General features: G+C 63.0%; 23 protein-coding genes, 2 pseudogenes and 1 riboswitch. Of the genes and pseudogenes, 6 read left to right on the top strand and 19 right to left on the bottom strand.

Annotated features, from left to right (window positions below):
* Positions 1–14: 14 nt before the first annotated feature.
* From X739_RS160985 to X739_RS160995, 3 genes are all read right to left on the bottom strand, one after another.
* Positions 15–446, bottom strand: coding sequence for a PqqD family peptide modification chaperone (locus X739_RS160985; protein WP_023793048.1), 432 nt, complete (start codon positions 444–446; stop codon positions 15–17).
* Between the two features lie 141 nt (positions 447–587).
* A complete protein-coding gene (locus tag X739_RS160990) occupies positions 588–1,688 on the bottom strand; it encodes a hybrid-cluster NAD(P)-dependent oxidoreductase (RefSeq protein WP_023772355.1) in 1,101 nt (366 codons plus the stop codon).
* 78 nt (positions 1,689–1,766) lie between these two features.
* A complete protein-coding gene (locus X739_RS160995) occupies positions 1,767–3,014 on the bottom strand; it encodes an aromatic ring-hydroxylating dioxygenase subunit alpha (protein WP_023793045.1) in 1,248 nt (415 codons plus the stop codon).
* Positions 3,015–3,126: 112 nt separating this feature from the next.
* Positions 3,127–3,329, bottom strand: a riboswitch (cobalamin riboswitch).
* A gap of 494 nt (positions 3,330–3,823) precedes the next feature.
* Between X739_RS160995 and X739_RS161000 the strand changes: the two genes are divergently transcribed.
* From X739_RS161000 to X739_RS161010, 4 genes and pseudogenes are all read left to right on the top strand, one after another.
* The gene (locus X739_RS161000; protein WP_023793043.1) at positions 3,824–4,024 is read left to right on the top strand and encodes a DUF680 domain-containing protein; all 201 of its coding nucleotides are present in this window, start codon (positions 3,824–3,826) and stop codon (positions 4,022–4,024) included.
* A 68-nt stretch (positions 4,025–4,092) separates the two neighbouring features.
* A pseudogene (locus X739_RS1000000171330) lies at positions 4,093–4,200 on the top strand (DUF680 domain-containing protein); the annotation flags it as partial.
* A 15-nt stretch (positions 4,201–4,215) separates the two neighbouring features.
* Positions 4,216–4,389, top strand: a complete 174-nt coding sequence (locus X739_RS1000000171325; RefSeq protein ID WP_245273792.1) for a DUF680 domain-containing protein — start codon at positions 4,216–4,218, stop codon at positions 4,387–4,389.
* Positions 4,390–4,459: 70 nt separating this feature from the next.
* Entirely contained in the window at positions 4,460–4,708 is a 249-nt protein-coding gene (locus tag X739_RS161010; protein WP_023793039.1) for a DUF680 domain-containing protein, read from the top strand.
* A 78-nt stretch (positions 4,709–4,786) separates the two neighbouring features.
* Here the strand turns inward: X739_RS161010 and ugpC are convergent, their stop codons facing one another.
* The 5 genes from ugpC to X739_RS161035 all read right to left on the bottom strand — a co-directional run bounded on the left by ugpC (position 4,787) and on the right by X739_RS161035 (position 11,296).
* Positions 4,787–5,899 (bottom strand): sn-glycerol-3-phosphate ABC transporter ATP-binding protein UgpC, encoded by a 1,113-nt coding sequence (ugpC, locus tag X739_RS161015; protein WP_023772360.1) that lies wholly within the window; start codon positions 5,897–5,899, stop codon positions 4,787–4,789.
* A gap of 29 nt (positions 5,900–5,928) precedes the next feature.
* Complete coding sequence (locus tag X739_RS161020; protein ID WP_031251946.1) at positions 5,929–7,593, bottom strand: alpha-glucosidase; 1,665 nt, start codon at positions 7,591–7,593, stop codon at positions 5,929–5,931.
* Positions 7,594–7,597: 4 nt separating this feature from the next.
* Entirely contained in the window at positions 7,598–8,752 is a 1,155-nt protein-coding gene (locus X739_RS161025; protein ID WP_023772362.1) for a carbohydrate ABC transporter permease, read from the bottom strand.
* Between the two features lies 1 nt (position 8,753).
* Positions 8,754–9,767 carry a sugar ABC transporter permease gene (locus X739_RS161030; RefSeq protein WP_015314337.1) on the bottom strand — a complete coding sequence of 338 codons (1,014 nt, stop codon included), beginning with the start codon at positions 9,765–9,767 and terminating at the stop codon, positions 8,754–8,756.
* A gap of 173 nt (positions 9,768–9,940) precedes the next feature.
* The gene (locus tag X739_RS161035) at positions 9,941–11,296 is read right to left on the bottom strand and encodes an ABC transporter substrate-binding protein (protein WP_023781746.1); all 1,356 of its coding nucleotides are present in this window, start codon (positions 11,294–11,296) and stop codon (positions 9,941–9,943) included.
* Between the two features lie 363 nt (positions 11,297–11,659).
* Here X739_RS161035 and X739_RS161040 point away from each other — a divergent pair, with 363 nt between their 5' ends.
* Positions 11,660–12,682: a substrate-binding domain-containing protein gene (locus X739_RS161040; RefSeq protein WP_023793031.1), complete on the top strand. Its 1,023-nt coding sequence runs from the start codon at positions 11,660–11,662 to the stop codon at positions 12,680–12,682.
* Positions 12,683–12,727: 45 nt separating this feature from the next.
* Here X739_RS161040 and X739_RS161045 read toward each other — a convergent pair whose 3' ends face one another.
* Positions 12,728–13,648, bottom strand: a complete 921-nt coding sequence (locus X739_RS161045) for a LysR family transcriptional regulator (RefSeq protein ID WP_023793029.1) — start codon at positions 13,646–13,648, stop codon at positions 12,728–12,730.
* A gap of 99 nt (positions 13,649–13,747) precedes the next feature.
* On the opposite strand from X739_RS161045, the gene X739_RS161050 reads away from it, so the two are divergent.
* The gene (locus tag X739_RS161050) at positions 13,748–14,281 is read left to right on the top strand and encodes a membrane protein (RefSeq protein ID WP_023793027.1); all 534 of its coding nucleotides are present in this window, start codon (positions 13,748–13,750) and stop codon (positions 14,279–14,281) included.
* On the opposite strand, the gene X739_RS161055 is transcribed toward X739_RS161050, so the two are convergent.
* The 10 genes and pseudogenes from X739_RS161055 to X739_RS161095 form a co-directional block, all read right to left on the bottom strand.
* Positions 14,253–15,692 carry a S8 family serine peptidase gene (locus X739_RS161055; protein WP_023793024.1) on the bottom strand — a complete coding sequence of 480 codons (1,440 nt, stop codon included), beginning with the start codon at positions 15,690–15,692 and terminating at the stop codon, positions 14,253–14,255. The genes X739_RS161050 and X739_RS161055 overlap by 29 nt on opposite strands.
* Positions 15,682–16,350 carry a hypothetical protein gene (locus X739_RS161060; RefSeq protein WP_023793022.1) on the bottom strand — a complete coding sequence of 223 codons (669 nt, stop codon included), beginning with the start codon at positions 16,348–16,350 and terminating at the stop codon, positions 15,682–15,684. Before X739_RS161060 ends, X739_RS161055 begins: the two co-directional genes overlap by 11 nt.
* Positions 16,347–16,913 (bottom strand): sigma-70 family RNA polymerase sigma factor, encoded by a 567-nt coding sequence (locus X739_RS161065; protein WP_023772366.1) that lies wholly within the window; start codon positions 16,911–16,913, stop codon positions 16,347–16,349. The genes X739_RS161060 and X739_RS161065 overlap by 4 nt, the downstream gene beginning before the upstream one ends.
* A gap of 181 nt (positions 16,914–17,094) precedes the next feature.
* Positions 17,095–17,934 carry an alkaline phosphatase family protein gene (locus tag X739_RS161070; protein WP_084056131.1) on the bottom strand — a complete coding sequence of 280 codons (840 nt, stop codon included), beginning with the start codon at positions 17,932–17,934 and terminating at the stop codon, positions 17,095–17,097.
* Positions 17,935–18,015: 81 nt separating this feature from the next.
* Positions 18,016–18,266: pseudogene (locus X739_RS1000000167635) on the bottom strand (peptide ABC transporter substrate-binding protein); the annotation flags it as partial.
* A gap of 8 nt (positions 18,267–18,274) precedes the next feature.
* Positions 18,275–19,930, bottom strand: coding sequence for an ABC transporter ATP-binding protein (locus X739_RS161075; protein ID WP_023772370.1), 1,656 nt, complete (start codon positions 19,928–19,930; stop codon positions 18,275–18,277).
* Entirely contained in the window at positions 19,930–20,754 is an 825-nt protein-coding gene (locus tag X739_RS161080; RefSeq protein ID WP_023772371.1) for an ABC transporter permease, read from the bottom strand. Before X739_RS161080 ends, X739_RS161075 begins: the two co-directional genes overlap by 1 nt.
* 10 nt (positions 20,755–20,764) lie before the next feature.
* Positions 20,765–21,724, bottom strand: a complete 960-nt coding sequence (locus X739_RS161085; RefSeq protein WP_023772372.1) for an ABC transporter permease — start codon at positions 21,722–21,724, stop codon at positions 20,765–20,767.
* A 16-nt stretch (positions 21,725–21,740) separates the two neighbouring features.
* Entirely contained in the window at positions 21,741–23,327 is a 1,587-nt protein-coding gene (locus X739_RS161090) for an ABC transporter substrate-binding protein (protein ID WP_023772373.1), read from the bottom strand.
* A 154-nt stretch (positions 23,328–23,481) separates the two neighbouring features.
* Complete coding sequence (locus X739_RS161095; protein WP_023793017.1) at positions 23,482–25,467, bottom strand: CocE/NonD family hydrolase; 1,986 nt, start codon at positions 25,465–25,467, stop codon at positions 23,482–23,484.
* Between the last annotated feature and the right edge of the window lie 12 nt (positions 25,468–25,479).

Here is a 25,479-nt window from a genome sequence, read left to right as displayed (position 1 = left end):
CTGCGGCCTCCCCGTCAGGAAGCCTGCTTGACCGCCGGCCAGCCGAGAGGCTCCTCGACCTCGTGGATGGGATCAACGACGATCAGGTCGGCGAGGTCGTCGTGAATGCTCACATTGAGCGGCTCGTTCGTGGCGGCAAGCTCGGCAGGCAAATCGCCCGGCAAAGGCCGCGCCGCCGCGTCCAAGCGCACCAGCAAACCCAATTCGAGCAATTGCGATATGAAGTGTTCGAGTTCGGCCCGGCCTATTGTCGAGCCGCCGGCGCTCAGTCCGACCAGGGCCTGGGCGTCCGCGCCGGATGAAAGCGCCTGCCACACCTTGCTGCCGGAATCGGAAAAGCCGAAATATTTGCCATTGGCAAGATTGAGCACCACGGCCTCGCCATCGAAAGATTCGAAAACGATATCCCGGCTCGCTACCGCATAGGCGTGGGAATCATGCGTCATTGTTGCCCCGTCCTGCATTTCCTGCCCGCCAGCAGGACCGCTTCCACCGACAACGCCTGTAAACTTTCAGGTCTTCCTTGGCAAGGTAACCTTTGCCGGCAACGCGGGACCATTTCCGGGATCAGTCGAAAGCGGGGCGGATCAAGCCTCGATTTCAAGCGGCGACAATGGCTTGGAACAACAGGCCAGGATGAAGCCATCATCGATCTCATGATCGAGGATGCCGCCATTGTGGCTCATCTCGACGCTGCCGGAGACTTTCTTCACCTTGCAAGTTCCGCACAGGCCGAATTCGCAGGCAGCCGGTATTCGCACGCCCGAGGCGCGCGCCGTCTGCAGCACGGTCTGGCCGGCGACACAATCGGCGTCGACATCCGAAAGCGCGAAGCGGATCGGCGTCGCGGCTTCGACGCAAATCGCCCCGCCGTCTTCAGCCGGCGAGGCAAACGGCGCCGGGATTTCCTCCACCGCCGGCGCGGCAAAGCTCTCCTGATGGTACTTTGCCATGTCGAACCCGGCGGCCTCCAGCATGCCGCGCACGGCGCGCATGAAGGGATCGGGGCCGCAGCAGAAGATTTCGCGTTCGCGGAAATCGGGCGCCAGGAGCGGCAGCCGGATGGCGTCGATGCGGCCCATATGGCCGTACCAGCCCTCGCGGCTCGACCGCTCCTCGATCATGAAGCCGAGCGACAGGCCCGGCATATGGCCGCCGAGCAGTTCGAGTTCCTTGCGAAAGATGATCTCTTCAGGGCGCCGCGCGCAATTGACGAATCCGACATCGGTCCATGGCGCGCAGTCATTCAGCCAGCGCAGCATCGACATCATCGGCGTCACGCCCGAACCGGCCGAGATGAACAGGTATTTCGCCGCCGGGTGGCTGTGCAGCGAAAAGTCGCCGCCCGGTCCATAGGCCTTGACGTGCGAGCCGGGCGTCAGGTGATCGAACATCCAGCGTGTGCCGACGCTGCCCGCCTGCGCCTTCACCGTCACCGCGATCGAGAATGGTCGCGACGGCGATGATGACAGCGTGTAGGTGCGCATCAGCGGGCCGTCCGGTGTCGGCAATTCCAGCGTCACGAACTGGCCCGGCTTGTAGCGGAACCAGGTCTGGTTGTCCGAGCGGAAGGTGAAGGTCTTGACGTCGGGCGCCTCGTCGCTGACGCCGATCACTTCCAGCACCTGCAGCCTGTCGTTCCACGGCGCCATCTGGTCGAGATGGCGATAGAGGCCAAGATCAGTCATGGCGTTCATCCCTGCATACCTTTTCATTTTGCGCATGTCGTGATCCCAAAACCGCTGCACGGTTTTGGGCGAGATGCGCTAGGCGACACTGCGCAGAGCGGGCCGGCCGTCTTCGGAAAGCCGTGGGCCGATAAAGCGCGCGTACCAGTCGACGAACTGGATGACGCCGCCCTCGTGCAGCTCCGAATAGGGACCGGGCTCGTAGGCCGGCGACAGGATGCCGAAGGCGTTTTCCTCGACGATGCGGCGGTCCTGGTCGTTGGTCTCGGTCCAGACATGGGTGAGCTCGGGCAGATCGTAGTCGACGCCTTCCACCGCATCCTTGTGGACCAGCCATTTGGTCGTCACCGCTGTTTCCGTGGCGCTGACCGGCAGCACGCGGAACGTCACCGCATGATCCACGAGGATATGGTTCCAGGTTGTCGGGTAGTGGTAGTGCATCAGCGTGCCGATCCGGTCGGCCGAGACGCTGTCGGACAGGTTCCTCTTCACGGCCCGCTTGCCGGTCATCGTGTAGCTCTGGGCATCGCGCAGCAGCGGCGCGCGGGTGGCGCGGTATTGTCCGGCCGGGTCGATCCGAAACTTGCTGGGCAGGCCAACAGCTTCGCACTTCGCCCAGTGGGCCAGCATCTCCGGGTCGCTGTCGACGCCTTGCACGCCAGTCACGGTCGGCGCTTCCGGGAAGGTCTTGCACAGCTCAGGGTGGTTGCCCGCGCAATGGTAGCATTCGCGGTTGTTTTCCCAGACCAGCTTCCAGTTGCCCTTCTCGATGATCGTGCTCTCGAAGGCGATCTTGGCCTCGCTCAGCCGGTGCGGCTGGAGATAGGGCTCGATCATCGCCCGCATCGGCGCGAAGTCGGCGGGCTCCTTGGCCAGGCAGATGAAGACATAGCCGGCGACGCTTTCGCAGGCGACCGGCTTGAGCCCGAACTGGCTCTTGTCGAACCCATCGGCCATCTGGCGGGCGAACAGCAGCCGGCCGTCGAGTTCGTAGGTCCACTGGTGATAGGGACACACCAGCTTGGCGGCCATGCCCTTGTCGGTGTTGCAGACGCGGCTGCCGCGATGGCGGCAGGAATTGTGGAAGGCGTTGATATTGCCCTGCTGATCGCGCACCAGCACGACCGGATAATCGCCGATCTGCACGGTGATGAAGCTGCCCGGCTTGGGCAACTCGCAATCATGGCCGATGAACAGCCAGTCGCGATACCAGATCAGCTCCATGTCCAGCTTGAAGTAGTCCGGGTCGGTATAGAAGGGCTGTTCCAGCGAAAGGCCCTGTCTGCGGCCGTTCAAAAGCCTCAGCATGTCGTTGCGCGCGTCCATGTCCTGTCCTCATTTTCAAGGACTGAACTGGTGGTGATGGAGGAAGGACTGGGCGCAAGCCGGCGAAAGCCGGACAACACCATCCGCCCCTTGACCGCCCACCGCGATCAGTCGAGTTCTAGCGATCTCGGGCTGGTTTCCGGGCTCTGGAGTGGTCCTGGCGGACCGTCGCGACACCTTCCCAGGCTTTCGCCCAGTGGTCTCCCGTTGCGACTTGAACTCCACCACCGTTGCGGGGGCAGCGCCGGAATCTGACCGGCTTCCCAATTCTCCGCTCCGTCGTCACGCAGCGGCACCTGAGATGGCTTGATCTAATCACGACAGGGTTTGCGACATCGGCACGAAAGCGACATCGCATCCATGCGGCGCGACACGCATGCGGGATCGTCCCGGCATGGTTGCCGCAGGGGGAATCGCCTCTTCTCGCCAGGCGCACGCGGGCACCGTTTTCGACCCTCAGCCGGCCGGAAAAGGGTTAACGGTTTCGAAAAGTGACTATTAGCACAGTCTAAAATCGAACCGAACGGTTCGTTTCTGTTGACGGTGCGTGCAGGACGGTGTGAACGCCCAGCCCTCCGACACAGTTGGTGATCGGGTCGCCATCTTAGTCAACTACTTGATATCGAACAGAAAAATAAGACATGTAGAAGGCGTTGGTACAATTTCAAGTAGCAGAGTCATGGTCCACGCTGAACAACTTCGTGATTGGAAACGGCAAGGGGGCTCTCCCACATCGGGGCGGTCCGAACGACGCGATTTAATCCCAAGACACGCCGCTAGACGGACGGGAAAAATACTGGAGTACAAAAATGAAAAAGATCATGCTCACTGCCGCCGCCCTCCTGGCTATTTCCGGCAGCGCCTTCGCTAGTAGCGACCATTATGGTTCGAACGCCGCGACCCCCGCGGCCACTGTCGACAGTTCCTACACCGCTTCGACCAAGAAGTCGGAGCCGGCTGCCCAGACGCCTGTGACGGGCGCCGACCACAACCTCTTCGGCAACAATTAATAACCATCCCCGGCACGCGGCGGGTGAACCTGCCGCGCCGGTGGACCCTACAATTCAGGAGTATTAAAATGAACAAGATCCTCTTTGCTGCCGCCGCCGTTCTGGCTCTCTCAGGCAGCGCTTTCGCCGGCAGCGACAACTATGGCTCCAACGGCGCCAACCAGCCCACTGCTTCGTCGACTGTCNCCGTTCTGGCTCTCTCAGGCAGCGCTTTCGCCGGCAGCGACAACTATGGCTCCAACGGCGCCAACCAGGCTGCTGCTGCCTCCACCGACAATCCAAACACCGCGTCGATCGGCAAGTCGGCTCCGGCCACCTCGGCGCCTGTCCAGCAGGGCAGCGACCGCAACCTCTTCGGCCATTAATGGCCTCCCACGGCCGGTGGGCTTTTGCCCGCCGGTCCGCGGGACTTCCAAAATTCAGGAGTTACCTAAAATGAACAAGATCCTCATTGCCGCCGCCGCCGTTCTGGCCGTCTCCGGCAGCGCTTTCGCCGGCAGCGACAACTATGGCTCCAACGGCGCCAACCAGCCCACTGCTTCGTCGACTGTCAATGTCGATACGTCGCATACGGGTGCGATCCGCAACAGCGATTCGCCTGTCTACAAGCTGCTCAATTCGACTGGCGACGTGCAGAAGCCGGCCCATCAGGGTGCCGATCGCAATCTCTTCGGCAACAACTAACCAGCCTGTGCAGACAAAAAGAGCGGCGGGCCATGCCCGCCGCTGCTTTTGTTTTTTGCGTTACCGGAACGGCCGTCTTCAGGCCGCCTTTGCTTCCGCTTCGTGGAGGGCAAAGGAGCGACCCTCCGCATCGAAGATATGGAGGTCGCCGGCATTGGCGGTCAGCCGCAGCGTCGAGCCGCGCTTGACCTCGACATTGCCCGGCAGCTTGGTCACCAGCGGCAGGTCGGCCCGGCCAATATCGACATAGACCAGCTGGACCTCGCCAAGCTGTTCGAGATAATCGACGCTCCCCTCGAACAGATAATCCGCACCGCTGGCGATCGCGAGATCTTCCGGCCGTACGCCGAAGCTGACCGCCGCTCCCTTTGCCGAAGCAGGTGTCGCGATCGGCACCGTCGCCTTTCGGCCGCCGACATGGCTGACGATGGTCGGGTTGCCCGTCTTGTCGACCGTCGCCGGCAGGATGTTCATGGCCGGCGAGCCGATGAACTGGGCGACGAAGAGGTTGCCTGGGTTCTTGTAGAGTTCCATGGGCGTGCCGACCTGCTCGATGTGCCCGTCCTTCAGCACGACGATCCGGTCGGCCAGCGTCATCGCCTCGACTTGGTCGTGCGTGACGTAGATCATGGTCGTGTTGGGCATCGATTCCTTGAGCTTGGCGATCTCGATGCGGGTGGCGACGCGCAATGCGGCGTCAAGGTTCGACAGCGGTTCGTCGAACAGGAACACCTTCGGATTGCGCACGATGGCGCGGCCGATGGCGACGCGCTGCCGCTGGCCGCCCGACATCGCCTTGGGCAGACGGTCCAGATATTTGGTCAGCTGCAGGATCTCGGCGGCTTGCCGAACCCTTTTGTCGATCTCGGCCTTGCTTTCCTTACCGATCTTCATCGAGAAGGCCATGTTGTCGTAGACGGTCATGTGCGGGTAGAGCGCATAGGACTGGAACACCATGGCGATGCCGCGCTTCGAGGGTGGCACGTCGTTGACCACCTGGCCGTCGATCTTGAGTTCACCCGACGTGATTTCCTCGAGCCCCGCGATCGAGCGCAGCAAGGTCGACTTGCCGCAGCCCGACGGGCCGACGAAGACGATGAACTCGCCCGATTTGATGTCGAGGTCGATGCCGTGGAGAATGTTGAGATTGCCATAGGACTTCTTCACTTGTCTCAAATTGACATCGGCCATTGGTTTCCTCCAGTGATTCCTCGGATGTTTCAGCCTATTCGTCCGAACCAGGCGCCATAGCCGCCGAGTTCGACCGACCCGGTGCTCGCCTGCCCGGAGAACCCGTGTCCCGGCAAAGGTTGCAGGGTTCGGTTGCCGAGGTCAACCTTCGCGGGCCTTGCGCCCAGATTGAAGACGCAGACGATCTCATCATTACCCGACCGGCGGGTGAAGGCGACCGTGTCGCCCTGGCTTTCGATGAAGGCGATGTCCCCCTTGGCTAGCGCCGGATTGGCGCGGCGGAAGGCAAGAAAGCGCCGGTAATGTTCAAGCAGGGAGGTTTCGTCGCCTTGCTGCACGTTGACCGCCTGCCGCAGATGCGCGGCCGGCACCGGCAGCCAGGGTTTTGCCTGGGAGAAGCCGCCATTCCTGGCACTGCCATCCCACACCATGGGCGTGCGGCAGCCGTCGCGGCCCTTGAATTCAGGCCAGAAACGGATCCCGTAGGGATCCTGCAGATCCTCGAAGCGCAGATCGGCCTCGCCGAGGCCGAGTTCTTCGCCCTGGTAGATGCAGACCGAACCGCGCAGCGACATCAGCAATGCCGAGATGACCTTGAGATAGGCCGACGGGTCGGCCTCGTTGGCGGCCCAGCGCGAGGCCGGTCGCATCACGTCATGGTTGGAAAACGCCCAGCACGACCAGCCGTCGCTGGCCACCCGGCCAAAAGCTTCCAGCACCGAGCGGACCTTGGCGGCACTGATCTTTTCCGGGGCCAGGAAGTCGAAAGAATAGCACATATGCACGCGCTTGCCGCCGGCGGTATAGGCGGCGACCACGTCCAGCCCGCGTTGCGAATCGCCGACTTCGCCGACCGCCGCGGTCGCCGGGTACTCGTCGAGCAGCGCCCGGAAGCGCTCGAGGAAGGCGAGGTTTTCCGGTCGGCTCTTGTCGTAGATATGGTCCTGGTAGTTGTAGGGATTGACCGCCGGTGCGGTCTGGTCGTTGCGCTGTTCCGGCGGCAGCGGCGGGTTGTTTTCCAGCCCCTGGCTGTGGAAGTAAAAATTGATGGTGTCGAGGCGAAAGCCGTCGACGTCGCGCTCCAGCCAGAAGCGGGTGACGTCGAGCAGCGCGTCCTGGACCTGGCGATTATGGAAGTTGAGGTCCGGCTGCTCGGCCAGGAAATTATGCAGGTAGTATTGCTGGCGGCTGGTGTCCCATTGCCAGGCCGAGCCGCCAAAGATCGACAGCCAGTTGTTGGGCGGCGTGCCATCGGGTCTTGCATCCGCCCAGACATACCAGTCGGCCTTAGGATTAGTGCGGCTCGAGCGGCTTTCCTTGAACCAGGGGTGGATATCGGCGGTATGCGACAGCACCTCGTCGATCATCACCTTGAGGCCCAGTCGGTGCGCCTCCGCCGTCAGTGCATCGAAATCCGCCAGCGTGCCGAACATCGGGTCGACGTCACAATAATCCGAGACGTCATAGCCGAAATCCTTCATTGGCGATTTGAAGAAAGGCGAGATCCAGATGGCATCCGCGCCAAGCGCGGCAATGTAGGGCAGCCTGCCGATGATGCCCTTGAGGTCGCCGATGCCATCGCCATTGGAATCCTGATAGCTGCGTGGATAGATCTGGTAGATCACCGCGCCTCGCCACCAGTCGCGGTCGATGGCGGGGTCTGGTTTCGAAGTCGCCTTCAAAGCCGATTGCATGGTCTCAACCTCCTTTCACCGAGCCGGCCAGCAGCCCGCGGACGAAATAACGCTGCAGCGAGAAGAAGACGATCAGCGGCACGATGATCGTGATGAAGGCCGATGTCGTCAGGATCTCCCAGTTGCCGCCACGCGAGCCAAGCAGCGCATTGAGCTTGGCCGTCAGCACGATCTGATCGGGCGCCGTTCCGAGGAAAACCATTGCCACCAGGAGATCGTTCCATACCCACAGGAATTGGAAGATGGCGAAGGAGGCAAGCACCGGGAAGGACAGCGGGAGCACGATCTTGACGAAGATCTCGAAATCGCTGGCGCCGTCGATGCGCGCCGATTCCATGATCTCGCGCGGTAGCCCGGCAATATAGCTTCGCAAGAGATAGATGGCGAAGGGCAGGCCGAAGCCGGTATGCGCCAGCCAGATGCCGAGATAGGTCTTGGACGGCACGCCGAAGAACGTGCCGACGCCGTTGTAGAGCTTCAGGAGCGGAATGAGCGACATCTGCAGCGGCACCACCAGCAGGCCGATGACGACGGCGATCAGGAGCGCGCGGCCTGGAAAGCGCATCCAGGCCAGTGCGTAGGCCGCAAAGGCCGCGATCAGGATCGGGATGACGGTCGCCGGGATGGTGACCGTTAGCGAATTCATGAAGGAGCGGCCGATGCCTTCGGAAAACAGCACGGTCTGATAATTGTCGGTGGTGAATTTCGGCGGCGCCGACGAAGCGTAGTAGACGCGCTGGCCCCGGTCGCCCTCGAACGCCTTTGGCGAGGCCATGACGAAGCTGCCGTCCGCGTTGAGCCGCAGGGTCACCCCGTCACCGAGATCGGCTGATGTGCCGGCAGGATATTGCGTCGGTGCCGCCGCCTTGACGCCGAAGGCGCTTATCGCGCGCTTGGCCCCGTCGCCGAAGATGTTGCCCTGGAGAACGAACTTGCCGTCCTTTTCTACTTGTGTGGAGGCGGCCGGCAGTCGCCCGGCTTCTGTCTGGCTGGAACTGGCGAAGGAATTCCACCAACCCGAGGCGATGATCTGGTCCTTGTCGCGCAGCGACGAGACGAGGATGCCGAGCGTGGGGATGGTCCAGATCACCACGAAGACGAGCACCGCGATATGGACGCCGAAACGGCTGGCGAAGGAATTTCCGGTCGCGACGGCCATCTCAGTGCCCTCCCGTCTCTTTGTTGGCCTGGCGGATGTTCCAGACCATGATCGGAATGACGGCAATCATGATGATGATGGCGATGGTCGCGCCGCGGCCGAAATCGCCGCCGCCGCGGAACATCCAGTCGAACATCAGATTGGCCAGCACCTGACTGTTCCATTGACCGTTGGTCATGGTCAGGACGATGTCGAACACTTTCAGCACCAGGATGGTGATGGTGGTCCATACCACCGCGATGGTGCCCCAGATCTGTGGCACCATGATCTTCCAGAAGATCTGGAACGGGTTGGCGCCGTCTATGACCGCGGCTTCCAGTGTTTCTTCGGGGATGCCGCGCAACGCCGAGGACAGGATGACCATGGCGAAGCCGGTCTGGATCCAGATCAGGATGACCATCAGGAAGAAGTTGTTCCAGAACGGCAGTGATATCCAGACCTGCGGTTGGCCGCCGAAATACTGGATGATGGCGTTGAGAAGGCCGATCTGGATCTGGCCTTGGCCACGATATTCGTAGATGAACTTCCAGATCACGCTGGCGCCGACGAAGGAGATGGCCAACGGCAGGAAGATCAGGCTCTTGGCGATCGTTCCCCACCATATCTTGTCCGTGAGCACGGCGATGATCAAGCCGAGGAAGGTGCAGGCCGCCGGCACCACCGCCAGCCACAATATGTTGTTGCGGATGGCGTTTCGCAGATCCGGATCGCGCAACGCCCATTCATAGTTGGCGAATCCCACGAAACTCGTGCCGCCGCGATCGAAGAAGGACAGCCACAGCGTCGCGATTACCGGATAGACCAGGTAGATGGTCAGGATGATCAGCGCCGGACCCACGAACAACCAAGGCCGCACCAATCCCTGCCGGCGCAGATTGTTGACGGCGGCCGTTCCGGACACCCCGCGCGCGGGGAAGATCAGGTCAAGCAGTTTGTTGGCGCCCCAGAAATAGGCGACGCAGCCGCCGACGCCGATGATGATGACGAATATTGCCGAGAAAATCTGAGCCGCCATGGGTCCCTCTCCCTGCGCATGACCGGCCAGCGATGCTGGCGACCGATGCACCGACTTTCAGTTATTCGGAACAATCGAAACGCGAAGCTTCCGGCGTGCCCCGCCGGTCGGATCCGGGCCGTAGCCCGGATCCAGTAGCAAGATGAGGAAGGATTAGGTCGCGCCGGAGCGGCCTATTTGATGGCGTCCCAGCTCTTCTGGATGTCGGTGGCGACGTCCTGCGCGGACTTGCCGCCGACCAGGTCGATCATGCCGGTCCAGAACGAGCCGGCGCCGACTTTGCCGGGCATCAGGTCGGAGCCGTCGAAGCGCACCGTCGTGGCGCCGACCAGGATCTCGCCCTGCTTCTTCAGCGCATCGCTGCCATAGGCGTCCTTGTTGGCCCCCTTGAAGGGCGTGACGAAGCTCTTCTGTGCCATCCACAATTCATGCGCGAGCGGCATCTGCAGGAACTTGATGAATTCGCGCGATGCCTTGGAATCCTTGGTGATCATTACCAGCGTTCCGGCGACTTCCAGCGGCGTTCCGAGCTCCGGCTTGGCGGCGTAGGGCGGGTAGGGGAAGAAGTCGGCATCCTGGCCAAGCTTCACGCCCTCCGGGAAGAAGGAGGGGATGAACGACGCCTGATGGTGCATGTAGCATTTCGGCGGTACGGTAAAGAGGCCCTTCGGGCTGTCGCGGAAGTCGGTCGCCGCGACGGCCTTGGCGCCGCCGTCGACCATCTTGTCGTCCGTGGCGATCTTGCCGAAGATGTCGATGGCGTTGACCACGGCCGGGTCGTTGAACGGAATCTCGTTCTTCACCCACTTGTCGTAGACTTCGGGAGTCTGCGTGCGCAGCATGATGTCCTCGACCCAGTCGGTCGCCGGCCAGCCCGTCGCGCCGCCTGAACCAAGCCCGATGCACCACGGCTTGCCGCCATCGGCGATGATCTTCTTCTCGAGCTCGGCAAGTTCTTCCTGCGTCTTCGGCACCTTGTAGCCGGCTTCCTCGAAATTGTCGGGCGAGTACCAGACCAGCCCCTTCACGTCGATCTTGTAGGGAAAGGCATAGAAGCCTGGCTTGCCGTCCTTGCCGTTGTAAGTGCCGAGCTTGGCCCAGGAGTCGCCGGCGGCGTAATTCTCCTTGACCCAGGCTGCGACGTCGTCGCCGAGCGGGGTCAGCACGCCCTTGGAAGCAAGGTCCTGGATGAGGCCAGGCTGCGGCAGGACCGCGATGTTGGGCGGGCTGCCGGCCTGCGTGTCGATGACAATCTGCTGCTCGTAATTCTCGGACGAGGAATATTTGACCTCCGCGCCGGTGGCTTCGGAGAAATAATCGAGTACCGACCGGACAAGCGTCTCGTCCTCGCCACGCCACGGTCCGAAGATGGTCAGCGTCTCGCCCTTGAGATCGACTTTCTTGAGGTCCTCGTAATTCGCCCAGTTGAAGCGCTTGTCCTCGCCCGGCTTGAACTTCAGTTCGGCATGCGCGGGCGCGCTCAGGGCGAATGCGGCAGACGCAACACCCAGCAAAAGCATTCTCTTCATCGGTATTCCTCCCAGTGGGTCATACACACCGGACGGAACCTCCATTCCGCCCCGCCGACGCCGCGGGACTGTGACTCAGTCGCAAGGGAACCGCAACCTTTAGTACAGTCTTCCAAAGCGCTTTGGCTTTGTTGATCTCGCCACTGAATCGGGCGAGAGTCAAGGGGGAGCAGGAACTAATCGATTTAGTCGCCGCCCGCCATGGCCCAAGATTTGCACCGCAACATGCTTTTTCGGCACTGCAGCAGCAATTTTCGTTTCAAACCGGGCCCCGGCACGCTTATGGTCCTGGCGGCATTCGCCATGCACTTGTGGCGTTGGGTCGATTCAATTTAAAAGCGCTTTGAGGCAGGGAGGCCTCTCGTGAACCTCAAGCAACTCGCGCATATGCTGGCGCTTTCCCAGACCACGGTAAGCCGGGCGCTGAACGGCTATCCCGAAGTCAACGAGGAAACCCGCGGGCGTGTCATGGACGCCGCCAAGCGCCACGGCTATCGACCCAATCCGAGTGCGCGCCGGCTGGCCACCGGCAAGTCCGGAATGATCGGCTACGTCCTGCCGACGGGTGCGGCCGTCGACATCGATCCCCATTTCGTCGAATTCCTGTCGGGTCTTGGCGACTATGCCCGATCACATGAGCTCGATCTTGTCCTGTCACCGACCGATGCCGATGACCAGGAAACGACCTACCGCCGCATCGTCGCCAACCGGCAGGTCGATGCCGTCTACATCTCTTCGCCAAGGCCGCAGGACAGCCGCGTGGCGCTGGTCAATACGCTCGGCATTCCTTTCATCGTCCATGGCCGAAGCGAAGGTTTCGATTTCGACTATCCCTATCTCGACATCGACAATGAAGGCGCCTTCCACGAGGCCGCGCGGCTGCTCGTCCAGCTTGGCCACCGGCGGCTGGCGCTGATCAATGGCGACGACCGCGAGACCTTTGCCATCCACCGCGAGCGCGGCCTGCGCCGGGCGCTGGCCGCGAGTGGCCTGGCATTGGACGATCGCCATGTCTGCTCACTCGTCATGACCGAGGAGAACGGCTATCGCGCCGCCCGGCGCCTGCTCGAACAGGACGGCGCGCCGACGGCAATCGCCTGCTCCAGCCTGATCATGGCGCTCGGCGTCGTGCGCGCGGTGCGCGACCTTGGCCTCAGCATTCCCGGCGACGTCTCGCTGATTGCCCATGACGACGTTTTTCCCTGGCTGAAGCCGGAGAATTTTTCCGTGCCGCTGTCGACGACGCGGTCGTCGATCCGGTTGGCCGGCGCACGCATCGCCGAGCGGCTCGCGGCACGGATATCGGGACTTGAGGAGGGCGCGCGCGGCGAGGTCTGGCCGGTCGACCTGGTGGTCAGGGGATCGGTCGCCGGCGCGCCGGCCTGACCACCGCCAGTAGGGTCAATTGCTGGAACGACTTCTTCGCTGCCTCTACCCATTGTCTCGGCCCGCGGGCTTAAGATGATCGATGAAGGCGCGCAGCTTCGGCAGGACCTGGCGCTTGCCAGGATGATAAAGGAAGACGCCCGGTGTCGCGCCGGCAAAGTCCTCCAGCACCGGTTTGAGTTTTCCCTGTTCTATTGCGTCGTCGGCGACGGGCCGAGGCGTCTGCGCCAGGCCGACGCCTTGGATCGCGGCCCCTAGCAAGGTTGGATAGTCATGCGCGATCAGCGGGCCCGAGACGACCGCCTCGATAGCCCCGTTGCCGTCGACGAAGGACCAGGGCGCGACGGCGCCGTTCGCGCGGCGCAGGCGCAGGCAGGCGTGGTGGCGCAGATCGGTAATCTGTTCGGGCTGGCCGTGGCGCTCGAGATAGTCCGGGCTGCCGACGACCACGAAGGAGAATGGCGGCGTCAGCCGCACCGCGATCATGTCGGGCGCGATGAACTGGCCTAGCCGGACGCCGGCATCGAATCCGCCGGCGGCGAGATCGACCATCTCGTCGCTGGCGGCGATCTCCAGTTCGATCTCGGGATAGGTCCGGCAGAACGACGCGATCATCGGTTCCAGGATCAGCGGCACGACCGCGCGGGGCACGGACAGTCGCAAAAGCCCGGTCGGCCGCTGGCCGACATCGCGGGCGACCTCGCCCGCGGCCATGATCTCTTCGAAGGCAGGTCCGGCTCGGTCGAGGAACCGCTGGCCAGCCTCGGTAAGGCCGACGCTTCGGGTCGTGCGGGCAAACAGGGCCGCACCAATGCGTGCTTCCAGCGCGCGGACCGCCTGGCTCACCGCGGACGGCGTCACCGCCAGCTCGGCCGCGGCACGGCGGAAGCTACGATGCCGCGCGACGGCCAGGAACACCTCGACCCCGTCTAACGCACCGTGCCGGATTGTGTAGCTCTGCTTCATAGGCTGTTCTGATTACAGCGGATGGCCGAACCATGAAAGCAGTCTTAGCTAACGATCGAAGTGCGCAGGACCGCACGGCCACCTGTTGAGAGGAAACCGATGTCAACGCAGATGCTGTTCCAGATCCAGCTCGTCCTGGGCTATGTCGCATGGCTGCTTTGCTTCGGTGCTTATGGCCTGCCATGGCTGGACTCGCTGGATCGGATGGCGACGCAACGCGCCATTGCCACGCTGCACAGTTTCCGCTTCTTCGGGCTCGTCTTCCTGCTTCCGGGAGTCGTCGGCCCCAATCTGCCTGCCGGCTTCGCCATGTTCGCCGCCTATGGAGACTTCGCCACCGGAGTGCTGGCCATACTGGCATTGCTGACAGTCAGAGTTCGCCCGCTCTTCTGGGCATTCATCGTCGCCTTCAATCTCGTCGGAATGGCCGACCTCGTTGTCGACTATTACCACGCCATCCAGGCCGGACTTCCCGAGCACGCGGAGCAGTTGGGAGCCACCTATGCGATCCCGATCATCTACGTGCCGCTGCTGATGATTACGCACATCGCCGCGTTCTGGTTCCTGCTTCGTCCCAGCAAAGCGCGGCCTGAGCCGTCGCGGGCTATTCCTTCGCCGTCCCCGCAGCCTTGAGGTCCAGCAGGCCGTAGCCGAAATCATTGTCGCGCCCCTTAAGCCCGAGATCCTTCGCGGTCGCCGCAAGCGCCTTCTCGATGTCGTCGGCCGAGCGGTCGGGCGTGGCATGGATGAGGTTGGCGATGGCGCCGCTGACGATTGCCGCGGCAAACGAGGTGCCGGTGACGACGTCCGAGCCGCCGCCGCTCGGCGCCACCATCTCGACGCCCGGCGCCGAGATGAACACATAGGCGCCGCGATTGGCCTGCGGCATCAGGCCGTCCTTGGCATCCGTGGCCGTCACGGCGATGACGCCGTCAAAGGCGGCCGGATAGCCATAGGGCGCTTTCGGCCCGTTATTGCCGGCCGCCGCCACCAACACCATGCCAAGCGCCCGTGCATTGCGGCAGGCAGTACCGAGCAGGTCGTTCTTCGGCCCGACGAAGCTCATATTGATGATGCTGACATTCTGGTCCGCCGCCCAGTCGAGCGCCGACAAGATGACGTCCATGGTCGACTTGCCGCCCTCGAAGGCGCGCGCATGGTAAATCCTGGCGCCCGGCGCCATGCCTTCCAGCTGGCCGACGCCGGCAATCAGACCGTCGATCGAAGTGCCGTGGTCGCGCTTTTCGATCGGCACGTCCGGCATGGCATCGAACTGCGCGGCAATGACCCCGGCAAGCGCCGGATTGCTATCGTCGATGCCGGTATCGATGACGGCGACGCGCACGTTCTCGCCGCTGGCCTGTTTGGCGTCGAGCGCGATGCGGTCGAAGGCATAGTTGACGATGCCGGCCGCCTGCTGCAGCGAGTAGATGTGGTTGGGCTCGCGGCGCCGCGTGCGGCCGTCGCCGGCTAGCTGCGCCAGCACCACGCCGACAGGGCGGCCATCGGGAATGCCGAAACGCACCAAAGTGGCGCCAAGCAGCCGGGACTGGCGCTGCGAGCGCACTTCTAGGCCGAAGGAAGCGGCGATCTGCTGCACGGCGCCGGCATCGCCATCGACCGTCACCAGCACCTCGTCCGGCACGAAGTCCCCGGTCACGGCGCGCCGAGACTGGACGGCGATGAGATCGGTCGGCGAGACGATCGGTCCACTTGCTGGCGGGCCGGCCTGGTTGCCCCCGGGGGAAGTCGCGGGCTTCGGCCGCGGTGTCGGCACCGGCGCGGGAGGGGCGGCCGGATTGGGGAAAAGGTCGACGATCAAGGCGGGCAGAAAAACGGCGCTGGCCTGGGCCGTGCCCGCCCCGTTTTCGGTGGCGCCGCCGTCCTTGAGGCAGTCGGCCGCCGTTGCATTGGCCTCGTTGCTGCAATCGATTATGGCCCGCTCGGGATTACCGTCGTTGGTCTGCGCCGACGCAGGCACGGCGGCGATTGTCATCGCCGCCGCAAGGATAGCCGCAAATCGAATGACCGCCTCAGCCGCCATCAACAGGTTTCCTTCCCTCGATCACAGTCTCGGCGAAAGGCTGGGCGGCAATAAGGCTGCGCGCCCTCTCGTAGTCGGCGGCTGTCGTCGCCGGAATGGCGAGCCTGAAGACGCCGTCGGCGGTCGGTCCGCCGATGATCTTGAGCTTGTTGGCGTCGAGGAAGACGGCAATGTCGGCCATCCTGGCTTCCGGCTTGAACTTGACCAGCGCAAACGGCAATTTGGCCAGATCGTCTTGTGCGCCGGCGATCTCGAAATTGCCGCCCTTGCCGCCGGGCTGCACCAGCGACTGCACCGCGATCAACGCCAGCAGAACCGCGGCCGCCGCCCAGGCGACGCCGACCGGCACCGCCATGAAACGGCCCCAGGCCTGCGCCAGCCAGGACGATCCTGCCGGCCCGCGTGCAGGCCCGGCCTCCGCGTCCAGCGCCTTGGCGAAGCGGCTGAGCGCATCGGCCGGCGGGCGGATCGCTTCATTGGCCGCCGACGTGCCGGAGAACTCGGCTTCCGCCTCGCCAAGCGCGGCAAGTGCCGAGGGATCGTTGGCCAGCCATTCTTCGACGGCTTCCAGATCCGAACCTTCCAGCGAGCCGTTCAGGTAGAACGGCAGCAGCGTTTCCATTTCGTCGCGGCGCGACATCTTTTCAGCGGCGCTCATGGCCACCCCCTGTCGTAACCGGCGGCCTTCAGGGCTTCGCCGAGTTTCTTGCGGGCGTAGAACATGCGGGTCTTGACGGTCGCGACCGGAATGTCGAGCACCTCGGCGATCTCGGTCACCGATTGGCCCTGATAATAAGCGAGGTCGATCACCGTGCGGTGCTCCTCGGGCAGGGCGTCAATCAGGCGGCGCAAGGCGGCGGCCTTATCCTCCTTCATGGTGACGACCTCGGGCGTGTCGGCGCTATCGGGCACCGCGGCGGCGGCCTCGTCGTCGATCCAGTCTTCCTTCTTCTTGCGCAGCAATGACAGCGCCTTGAAGCGGGCGATGCCGAGCAGCCATGTCGAGACTTCGGACCGCCCTTCGAAACCCGGCGCCTGGCGCCACAGTTCGAGAAACACCTCGTTCGCGATATCGTCAGCCATCATTTCCGATCCTGTCTGGCGCGCCACGAAGCGGTAGACCCGCGCGTGGTGACGCATGAACAGGAGCCGCACGGCGGCCCGGTCGCCCTTCGCGACCCGGTCGACAAGCGCGCGATCGGTCTCCGTCGCCGCTGTCATGGCCGGTCGAGCCGCCTGGCTCCTGTCTGCTCTGTCGCCGATCGGTCCAAAAAGGTTCATCCTCCGCCAAGGAATTTTGCGAGGCTAACCGAAGATCTGGGCGGTTGCCAGAGCATCCCTTCGTCCCGCTTACGCGAAGAAGGTGCCGGCAGGCGGATGAGGGTAGGCGCCAGCCGCTCGATCAGGTGAGAAAAGCCTTCGCCTTCATGGTCGCCGGCACCGGCACGCCCAGCCGGCTCAACACCGTCGGCGCCAGTTGCAACTGGTCGAGCAGCGTATCGGCTTCCGGCCCTTTGCCCTGTCCGAAATGATACAACGCGAAATCCTGCATCTCGTCGTCATGGCCGCCATGGTGGCCGCGGTCGGTCTGGCCATGGTCGGCGGTGACCATGACCTCGTAGCCGGCTTCGATCCAGCCCGGCAGGAAGGCCGCCAGCATGCCGTCCATGGCGTAGCAGGCTTGGTCCATCTCGTGGCAGTCATGACCGAAGCGGTGGCCCATCGAGTCCAGCGTGCAAGTGTGCAGGATGCCGTAGTCGATGCGGTGGCGCCGGGTGAGCATGGTCAGCGTCGCGAACAGGTCGACATCGCTCGGCGTCATCTGGTTCTTGAGATTGTAGCCGGTCATGGTGTGGAAGCGGCCATGCGTGATCGGTCCGCCGGGCTCGTCATATTCCATGTCCTCGATGAGGTCGAACGGGTAGGAGCGGAAGAATTCCGACCAGTAGGAGTGGGTGACCGCGCCGGTCCTGCCGCCGGCCTTGCTGACTTCCGAGAAGATATCGGGCTGTCCGACGCGGAACCGGTTCTCGTTGGACAGGATCCCGTGCACCTGCGGCGACACGCCGGTGTGGATCGAGGCATAGCAACAGGCAGAGGTCGACGGCAGCACCGAGCGCATCTTCCACACCCGCGCCTCGCCCGATTGCACCCAGCCCTCGAGATTGCCCATCAGCCGGCGCCAGTTGCGGTAGGGAACGCCATCGAGGATGATCAGCAGAAGCTTGGATTGGATCGCCACGGGGTGCTCCATGCGATTGTCTGTTGAAACGATGCGCCGCGTGTCGTTCGACACGCGGCGCTTTTCAATATGAGACAGATGTCAGGCGTTCAGCCACCATTCTCCCAGCGCATACCCATCCATCATTTCGCCGATCGGGTTCTTGACCCAGCCGCTGATCTTGTTGGTGGCGGCCGCGTCGATGAACTGGTTGAAGAAGGGCACGATCCGGCCCCTTCGTCGCGCATCATGACCGCCATGTCGTGGTGGATCGCCTTACGCTTGTCCTGGTCCAGCTCGCCGCGCGCGGTGAACAGCATCTTGTCGAATCCCGGCCGCTTAAAGCGCGTGTCGAACTGCGCTAGTTCCCCGCGCTGGCCATGCGCCGCCCCTTGATCGCCTTTTCCAGCCAGCCGATCTCCATCTCCGGGACCGATGACAAGAGAAGGTCGGTATAGTCATCGAAGGGGGGCGTCAGCACCTTGCTTTTCGAACCATAGCGCACCACCTCGCCGCGATACATCACAGCGATCGAATCCGCGATCGACTTCACCGTCGCCAGATCGTGGGTGATGAACAGATAGGCGACGTTCTCCTCCTTCTGCAGTTCAAGCAGAAGCTTCAGGATGCCGTGCGCCACCAAGGGGTCAAGCGCCGAGGTCACCTCGTCACAAATGATCAGCTTGGGTTTTGCCGCAAGCGAGCGGGCGATGCAGACACGCTGTTTCTGGCCGCCGGAAAGCTCGGCCGGGTAACGGTCGACAAAGCCCTTGCCCATTTCGATCTTGTCGAGCAGTTCGGCGACGCGGGCATCGCGCTGTTTGCCGCGCATGCCGAAATAGAATTCGAGCGGCCGGCCGATGATGGTGCCGACGGTCTGGCGCGGGTTCATCGCCACATCGGCCATCTGATAGATCATCTGCAGCTGGCGCAAGTCCTCCTTCGGCCGGTCGGCAAGCCGGTTGGCCAAGGGGCGTCCGTCGAACGTGACGGTGCCTTGCTCGGGTGGCAAAAGTCCGGTTATGGCGCGCGCCAGCGTCGACTTTCCGGAGCCGGATTCGCCAACCACCGCCAGTGTCTGGCCGGGATAGATATCGACCGAAACGTTCTTCAGCACCTTGACTTGGCCGCCGCCATAGGCGGCGGTGACGTTCTTGACCGACAGGAATGGTGTGGTGCCGGGGTTCTGCTCGGCATGTTCGATCTCGTGCACCGAAACCAGCGCATTGGTGTATTCCTGGCGCGGTTCCTTGATGATCTGGCGGGTGCCGCCCCATTCGACCAGCCGGCCGTGACGCAGCACCATGATCTCGTCCGAGACCTGGGCGACGACGGCCAAATCATGCGTGATGTAGAGCGCCGCCACATGGGTGTCGCGGATGGCGTCCTTGATCGCCGCCAGCACGTCGATCTGAGTCGTCACGTCGAGCGCCGTGGTCGGCTCGTCGAAGACGATCAGGTCAGGCTCCGAGCATAGCGCCATCGCTGTCATGACACGCTGCAGCTGGCCGCCTGACACCTGGTGCGGAAAGCGTTCGCCGATGGCTTCCGGGTTCGGCAGGCTGAGCTTCTTGAACAGCGCGACCGCGCGTTTCTCGGCCTCCGCCCGTGTCGCCGTCCCGTGCAGCAGCGTGGCTTCCACCACCTGGTCCATCAGCCTGTGCGCCGGGTTGAAAGCGGCCGCCGCCGACTGCGCGACATAGCAGACCTCGCGGCCACGCAGCTTGCGGAAACCTTCCTTGCCGCCCTTCAGGATGTCGCGGCCGTTGAGCAGCACCTCGCCACCGGTGATGCGCACGCCGCCACGGCCATAGCCCATGGACGACAGGCCGATGGTCGACTTGCCGGCTCCGGATTCGCCGATCAGGCCGAGCACCTTGCCCTTCTCCAGCGTCAGCGAGACATCGTGCACAAGCACGATGTTCTTCGGCGCCTCACCTGGCGGATAGACCGTCGCCTCGATGCGCAAATTGCGGATGTCGAGCAGAGGGGTGGACTTTGCCTTGCCGTCGGCCATTATCCGCGTCCTCCCTTCAGGCTTGTCGTGCGGTTCAGGACCCAGTCGGCCACAAGATTGACCGAGATCGCCAGCGCTGCGATCGCGGCTGCGGGAATGAGCGCGGCGCCGATACCGAACACGATGCCGTCCTTGTTCTCCTTCACCATGCCGCCCCAGTCGGCGTCCGGCGGCTGCACGCCGAGGCCGAGAAAGGACAACGTCGACAGGAACAGCACCGCATAGATGAAACGCAGGCCGAGCTCGGAGATCAGCGGCGACAGCGCGTTGGGGAGGATTTCGCGGAAGATGATCCAGGCGCTGCCTTCGCCGCGCAGCTTGGCGGCCTCGACATAGTCCATGACGTTGATGTCGACGGCGACCGCCCGCGACAGGCGATAGACGCGCGTCGAGTCGAGAATGCCCATCACCAGGATCAGCGTCACCAGATTGGTTGGCAGCACTGAGAGCACCACCAGGCCCATGATCAGTGTCGGGATCGACATCAGGAGATCGACGAGGCGCGACAGGATCGTATCGAACCAGCCGCCGAACACGGCCGCCGAAAAGCCAAGTATGGCGCCGAGCGAGAACGACAGCGCGGTGGCCAGCACCGCGATAAAAAGGGTGATGCGGGCGCCATAAATCATCCGGGACAACAAATCGCGGCCGAGATTGTCGGTGCCCAGCCAATGCGCCCCCGACATCGGCTCCCAGACATCGCCGACAATTTCGGCGTTGTCATGCGGTGAGATCCAAGGCGCGAAGATCGCCGCCAGCACGAACAGTGCCGTCAGGACAATGCCGATCAGCGCAGGGATGGGGATGCGTTTGATATCGAGCATATCAGCCCCCCTATTTCGGATGGCGGAGACGCGGATTGGCGACGATCGCCGCTATGTCCGCGATGATGTTGAGACTGATGTAGACGGCGGCGAAGATCAGGCCGACGGCCTGTACCACCGGCACGTCACGCTTGGTGACGTGATCGACGAGATATTGTCCCATGCCGGGATAGACGAAAATCACCTCGACCACGACGACGCCGACGATGAGATAGGCGAGGTTGAGCATGACGACGTTGATGATCGGCGCGATGGCATTGGGGAAGGCGTGCTTGCGGATGACGTTGAACGCCGACAGGCCCTTCAGTTCCGCCGTCTCGACATAGGCCGACTGCATGACATTGAGGATCGCCGCTCGCGTCATGCGCATCATGTGGGCGAGCACCACCAGCGTCAGCGCCGTCGCCGGCAGCGCGATCGCCTGCATCCGCTCACCGAAGGGCATGCCTTCGTAGACAGTCGAGATGCCGGGAAAAATCTGCCACTTCACGGCGAAGAAATAGACCAGCACATAGCCGATGAAGAATTCGGGGAAGGAGGTCGAGGCCAGAGCCAGCCCGGAGATCAGCTTGTCGACCCAGCCATTGCGGTAGCGCACCGCGATCAGGCCCAGGACGATGGCCAGCGGTACGGCCACGATCGCCGCCCAGAAGGCGAGGAACAGCGTGTTCCACAAGCGCGACTTGATCGAGGTCGCGATATCCTGCCCGCTCGACATCGCCGTGCCGAGGTCGCCTGTCAAAACGCCGCCGAGCCAGTGGAAATACCTGACATAGGCCGGGTCGTTCAGCCCGAGTTGCTCGCGCAGATTGGCGAGCGATTCCGGCGTCGCGGATTGTCCCAGAATGGCTTGCGCGACATCGCCTGGCAGAATCTGCGTGCCGGCGAAGATCAGGACCGAAATGGCCAACAGAAGGAGGATGCCCAGCGCAATGCGCTGGGCAATGAGTTTCAGGATGGGTGAAGACATCTCTGCAAAGCCGGACTCAGGCCTGCAGCCAGCACTTCGCCAGGGCGTAGCCGTTCATCAGTTCCTGGTGCGGATCATCCACCCAGCCATCGACCTTGGCGCCGGTGGCGTCGATGAACTGGTTGAACATCGGCAGGATCAGGCCGCCGTCGTCGCGGACCATGACAGCCATGTCATGGTACATCTGCTTGCGCTTGGCCTCGTCGAGTTCGGCGCGCGCCGCCAGCACCATCTTGTCGAAGTCCGGGCGCTTGAAACGCGTGTCGTTCCAGTCTGCCGTAGACAGATAAGCGGTCGAGTACATCTGGTCCTGCGTCGAGCGGCCGCCCCAATAGGAGGCGCAGAAGGGCTGCTTGTTCCAGACCTCGTTCCAGTAGCCGTCGCCGGGCTCTCGCTTGAGCTCGATCTTGATGCCGGCCTTGGCCGCGCTCTGCTGGAACAGCTGGGACGCATCGACGGCGCCGGGGAAGGCCACGTCCGAGGTCCTGAGCAGCACGGTGCCGTCATGGCCTGATTTCTTGTAGTGAAACTTGGCCTTGTCGGGATCGTACTTGCGCTGCTCGATCTCGCTGAACAGCGGATAGGACGCGTTTATCGGGAAGTCGTTGCCGAGCGAGCCGTAGCCGCGCAGCACCTTGGTCAGCATCTCCTCGCGGTCGATCGCCAGCTTCAGCGCCATCCTGAGGTCATTGTTGTCGAACGGCGCCGTGTTGCAATGCATGATGAACACGTAGTGGCCGGGACCGGCGTGGTTGCGGATGGTCACGCCCGGCACGCGCTTGATCAGGTCGACGATCTTCGGCTCGACGCGGTTGATCATGTTGACCTGGCCGCCCTGCAACGCTGCCGTGCGGGCGGTCGCGTCATTGATGACGATGACCTCGATCTGGTCGGCATGGCCCATCTTGTCGCCCTGCCAGTAATTGGCGAAGCGCTCTGCGCCATGGCGCACGCCAGGCTCATTGGTCTTGACCACGTACGGCCCTGCCGAGATGCCGGCATCGGGCTTGTCCTTGCCGCCATTGGGCTGGACGATCAGGTGATAGTCGCTGAGCAGATAGGGAAGGTCGGCATTGGCCTCCTTCAGCGTCAGCACCACTTCCTTGCCGCTGGCCTTGATGGTGTCGATGCCTTTCATGTAGCCGAGCGCACCGGATTTCGACTTCTCGTCCGAATGGCGCTCCAGCGTGGCGGCCACGTCCTCCGCCGTCACCGTCTTGCCGTTGTGGAATTCGACGCCGTCGCGAATCTTCAGCGTCCAGGTCTTGGCGTCCTTGGACGAGCCGATGTCTTCAGCGATGCGATTCTCGAGCTTGCCTTCCGGCGACAGCTCGACGATCATTTCGCCCCAGCACTTGCCGAAGGCGAACGGCACCTGCGTCATCATCAGCGCCGGGTCGAGGCTGTTGGTGGATTCACCGCCGACCAGGCCGGCCTTCAGCGTACCGCCCTTGACCGGACCCGCCGCCCGCGCCGCGCTCGAAAGCAGCGCGTTGGCGAAGGGTGCGGTGATGCCGAGCGCTGCCGCCCGGCCGAGAAAATCACGACGGCTCAGTTTGCCGGACGCAACCCGCCGGCTAAGGAATTCCAGTTCGTTTGACATTTGAGTTCCTCACTCTGTTGGTTCGACTCTACGGTCGATTTTCTTGCTTCTTGTTAAAGGCAATAATGACCGCAAGGGAAAGCGGTAAGCAAGACCGAATGCGACATGCCGTGGCGTAAATCGCACGTCGCATTTGGATCAATGATTTCAACGCTCAAACAAGCGCACGCGGGACCTTTTCGTCGAAATTGCGCTCGAAGACGAGTTTTTCGCCCTCATAGGCTTCGATTCGGGCGCTGACGATGAAGTTTTGCGTGTCCGACCGCATCCGCGCCCATGTCTCGGTGCGGACCGACCATCCATTTCGCGACAGGGTCTGCGTCCAGTGTGTTTTTCCCGAGGCTGACAGGGGATCGTCAGGTTGGATGGTCCAGGTTTCGCGGGCGATGCTGCCGTTGACCAATCCGTGGTCGAGATCGCGCACTTCGCCGAAGTCGTCCGTAATCGACAGCGTGACAATCCCGGTCTTTTCGTCGTGGTCGACATGGCGTTCGGAATTGGCGGGCCGAACCGTCTCGGTCGCCCACGGCGTAGCCCCTTCCGGCTCGGCGAAAACGGCTTCGTCGCCTGTTGCCAGCAGGCGCAATGGCAGCGATAGCGTGGCTGCCGACACGGTCAGTCGTACCGGCTCGGGCGAGGGCCAGATAGCGGGCCAGTAGGCGGTCGAAACGGCGACGCGCAGACGATGGCCGGCCGGCACGCGGTAGGCGCATTGATCGAGCACGACACGTACCGAAATCGTCTCCCCGGGGACCAGCGCCTCGGGGAATTCATGCGAGTTGCGGTGCGTCAGATTGAGCACGCCATAAGAGATCAGTTCCGAGGCGCCATCGGGATGGACGTCGCAAAGCCGGACAGCGATGTTGGCCTGGGGCCGATCCGAGGCAAGCTGGACCTCAAGCTCCGGCGCGCCGACGATCTCGATCGGCTTGGTGAGCTCAGGCTGGTCGAAACAGGCCGATAGCCCATCGTCAGGCCGCTGATCGCCCGGCAGTTCCGGTCCGAAGGTGAACGGAAAGTATTCGCCGCCGGCAAGCCCACAGGTTTGCGGCGAAGCGACGGTTGAAGATCCTGCACGCGGGGCCATGAGCTCGAGCGCTTCAATCGTTATGTTGGAGGATGGCCACTCCTGCTCGGCTATCCAGCGGCCGGGCCGCTCCGGATGCCAGCGCGCGGGACGCACGCTGTCCATGACATAGGCGCGGTAGTCGGGATCGGCCTCGACGCCGGTCTCCGACCCCTTCAGCCAGCGATCCCACCAGCGCAGCGCTTCCTGCAGGAAGCCGATGGCTGGTTTGGGGCCGGCATAGTGTGGGTATTTGTGGATCCATGGCCCGACGATGCCCTTGACCGGCGCCTCGATGTTGGTGACGAGGTGCGAGATCGTGTTGCGGTAGCCGTCGTGCCAGCCGCCGATCGACAGCACAGCCGCCTTGACGGCAGAGAAATCCTCGCAAATCGAACCGCGTTTCCAATAGCCGTCGCGATGCTGATGGCTGAGCCACAGCGGCAAGAGGAACGACTGGTTCTCCAGCCGGGTCATCCAGAGGTCGCGCCATCTGTTGTCGCCGGCAATCAGCGGATCCGGCGGCCGCGACGAATAGGACAGCATGGTCGAGGCCCAGCCGAAATTCTCGTTCAAAAGGCAGCCGCCCTTGTAGTGGATGTCGTCGGCATAGCGGTCGACGGTCGAGCATAGGCTGATCACCGCCTTGAGCGCCGGCGGCTGTTTGGCCGCCACTTGCAGGCAGTTGAAGCCGCCCCAGGAAATACCCATCATGCCGACATTGCCGTTGCACCAGGGCTGGGCCGCCGCCCAGGCGATGACATCACAGGCGTCCTGCAGTTCCTGCTCGGAATATTCGTCGTCCATCAGCCCTTCGGAATCGCCATTGCCGCGCATGTCGACGCGGATCGAGGCATAGCCGTGGCCGGCGAAATAGGGATGGGTAAGCTGATCGCGAAAGATCGTGCCGTCGCGCTTGCGGTAGGGCAGGTGCTCGAGGATGGCAGGCACCGGATCGTCGCCCGCATCCTCCGGCATCCACACCCGAGCCGACAGCCGGCAGCCATCGGGCATGACGATGCCCATATCGGGAAATTCGACGACCTTGCGGGGAAATTCGGTGATGATTTTCATGGCATGCATAAC

It is taken from the genome of Mesorhizobium sp. LNHC209A00 (assembly GCF_000502915.1).
Classification (GTDB): domain Bacteria; phylum Pseudomonadota; class Alphaproteobacteria; order Rhizobiales; family Rhizobiaceae; genus Mesorhizobium.
Note: the sequence above shows the minus strand (reverse complement) of the source record. Positions and strands in the feature narration are given on the sequence as shown.

Excerpts from the sequence above, each read along its gene's own strand:
- X739_RS160985 (WP_023793048.1), bottom strand. The coding sequence starts at position 446 with ATGACGCATGATTCCCACGCCTATGCGGTAGCGAGCCGGGATATCGTT.
- X739_RS160990 (WP_023772355.1), bottom strand. The coding sequence starts at position 1,688 with ATGACTGATCTTGGCCTCTATCGCCATCTCGACCAGATGGCGCCGTGG.
- X739_RS160995 (WP_023793045.1), bottom strand. The coding sequence starts at position 3,014 with ATGGACGCGCGCAACGACATGCTGAGGCTTTTGAACGGCCGCAGACAG.
- X739_RS161000 (WP_023793043.1), top strand. The coding sequence starts at position 3,824 with ATGAAAAAGATCATGCTCACTGCCGCCGCCCTCCTGGCTATTTCCGGC.
- X739_RS161010 (WP_023793039.1), top strand. The coding sequence starts at position 4,460 with ATGAACAAGATCCTCATTGCCGCCGCCGCCGTTCTGGCCGTCTCCGGC.
- ugpC (WP_023772360.1), bottom strand. The coding sequence starts at position 5,899 with ATGGCCGATGTCAATTTGAGACAAGTGAAGAAGTCCTATGGCAATCTC.
- X739_RS161020 (WP_031251946.1), bottom strand. The coding sequence starts at position 7,593 with ATGCAATCGGCTTTGAAGGCGACTTCGAAACCAGACCCCGCCATCGAC.
- X739_RS161025 (WP_023772362.1), bottom strand. The coding sequence starts at position 8,752 with ATGGCCGTCGCGACCGGAAATTCCTTCGCCAGCCGTTTCGGCGTCCAT.
- X739_RS161030 (WP_015314337.1), bottom strand. The coding sequence starts at position 9,767 with ATGGCGGCTCAGATTTTCTCGGCAATATTCGTCATCATCATCGGCGTC.
- X739_RS161035 (WP_023781746.1), bottom strand. The coding sequence starts at position 11,296 with ATGAAGAGAATGCTTTTGCTGGGTGTTGCGTCTGCCGCATTCGCCCTG.
- X739_RS161045 (WP_023793029.1), bottom strand. The coding sequence starts at position 13,648 with ATGAAGCAGAGCTACACAATCCGGCACGGTGCGTTAGACGGGGTCGAG.
- X739_RS161050 (WP_023793027.1), top strand. The coding sequence starts at position 13,748 with ATGTCAACGCAGATGCTGTTCCAGATCCAGCTCGTCCTGGGCTATGTC.
- X739_RS161055 (WP_023793024.1), bottom strand. The coding sequence starts at position 15,692 with ATGGCGGCTGAGGCGGTCATTCGATTTGCGGCTATCCTTGCGGCGGCG.
- X739_RS161060 (WP_023793022.1), bottom strand. The coding sequence starts at position 16,350 with ATGAGCGCCGCTGAAAAGATGTCGCGCCGCGACGAAATGGAAACGCTG.
- X739_RS161065 (WP_023772366.1), bottom strand. The coding sequence starts at position 16,913 with ATGACAGCGGCGACGGAGACCGATCGCGCGCTTGTCGACCGGGTCGCG.
- X739_RS161075 (WP_023772370.1), bottom strand. The coding sequence starts at position 19,930 with ATGGCCGACGGCAAGGCAAAGTCCACCCCTCTGCTCGACATCCGCAAT.
- X739_RS161080 (WP_023772371.1), bottom strand. The coding sequence starts at position 20,754 with ATGCTCGATATCAAACGCATCCCCATCCCTGCGCTGATCGGCATTGTC.
- X739_RS161085 (WP_023772372.1), bottom strand. The coding sequence starts at position 21,724 with ATGTCTTCACCCATCCTGAAACTCATTGCCCAGCGCATTGCGCTGGGC.
- X739_RS161090 (WP_023772373.1), bottom strand. The coding sequence starts at position 23,327 with ATGTCAAACGAACTGGAATTCCTTAGCCGGCGGGTTGCGTCCGGCAAA.
- X739_RS161095 (WP_023793017.1), bottom strand. The coding sequence starts at position 25,467 with ATGAAAATCATCACCGAATTTCCCCGCAAGGTCGTCGAATTTCCCGAT.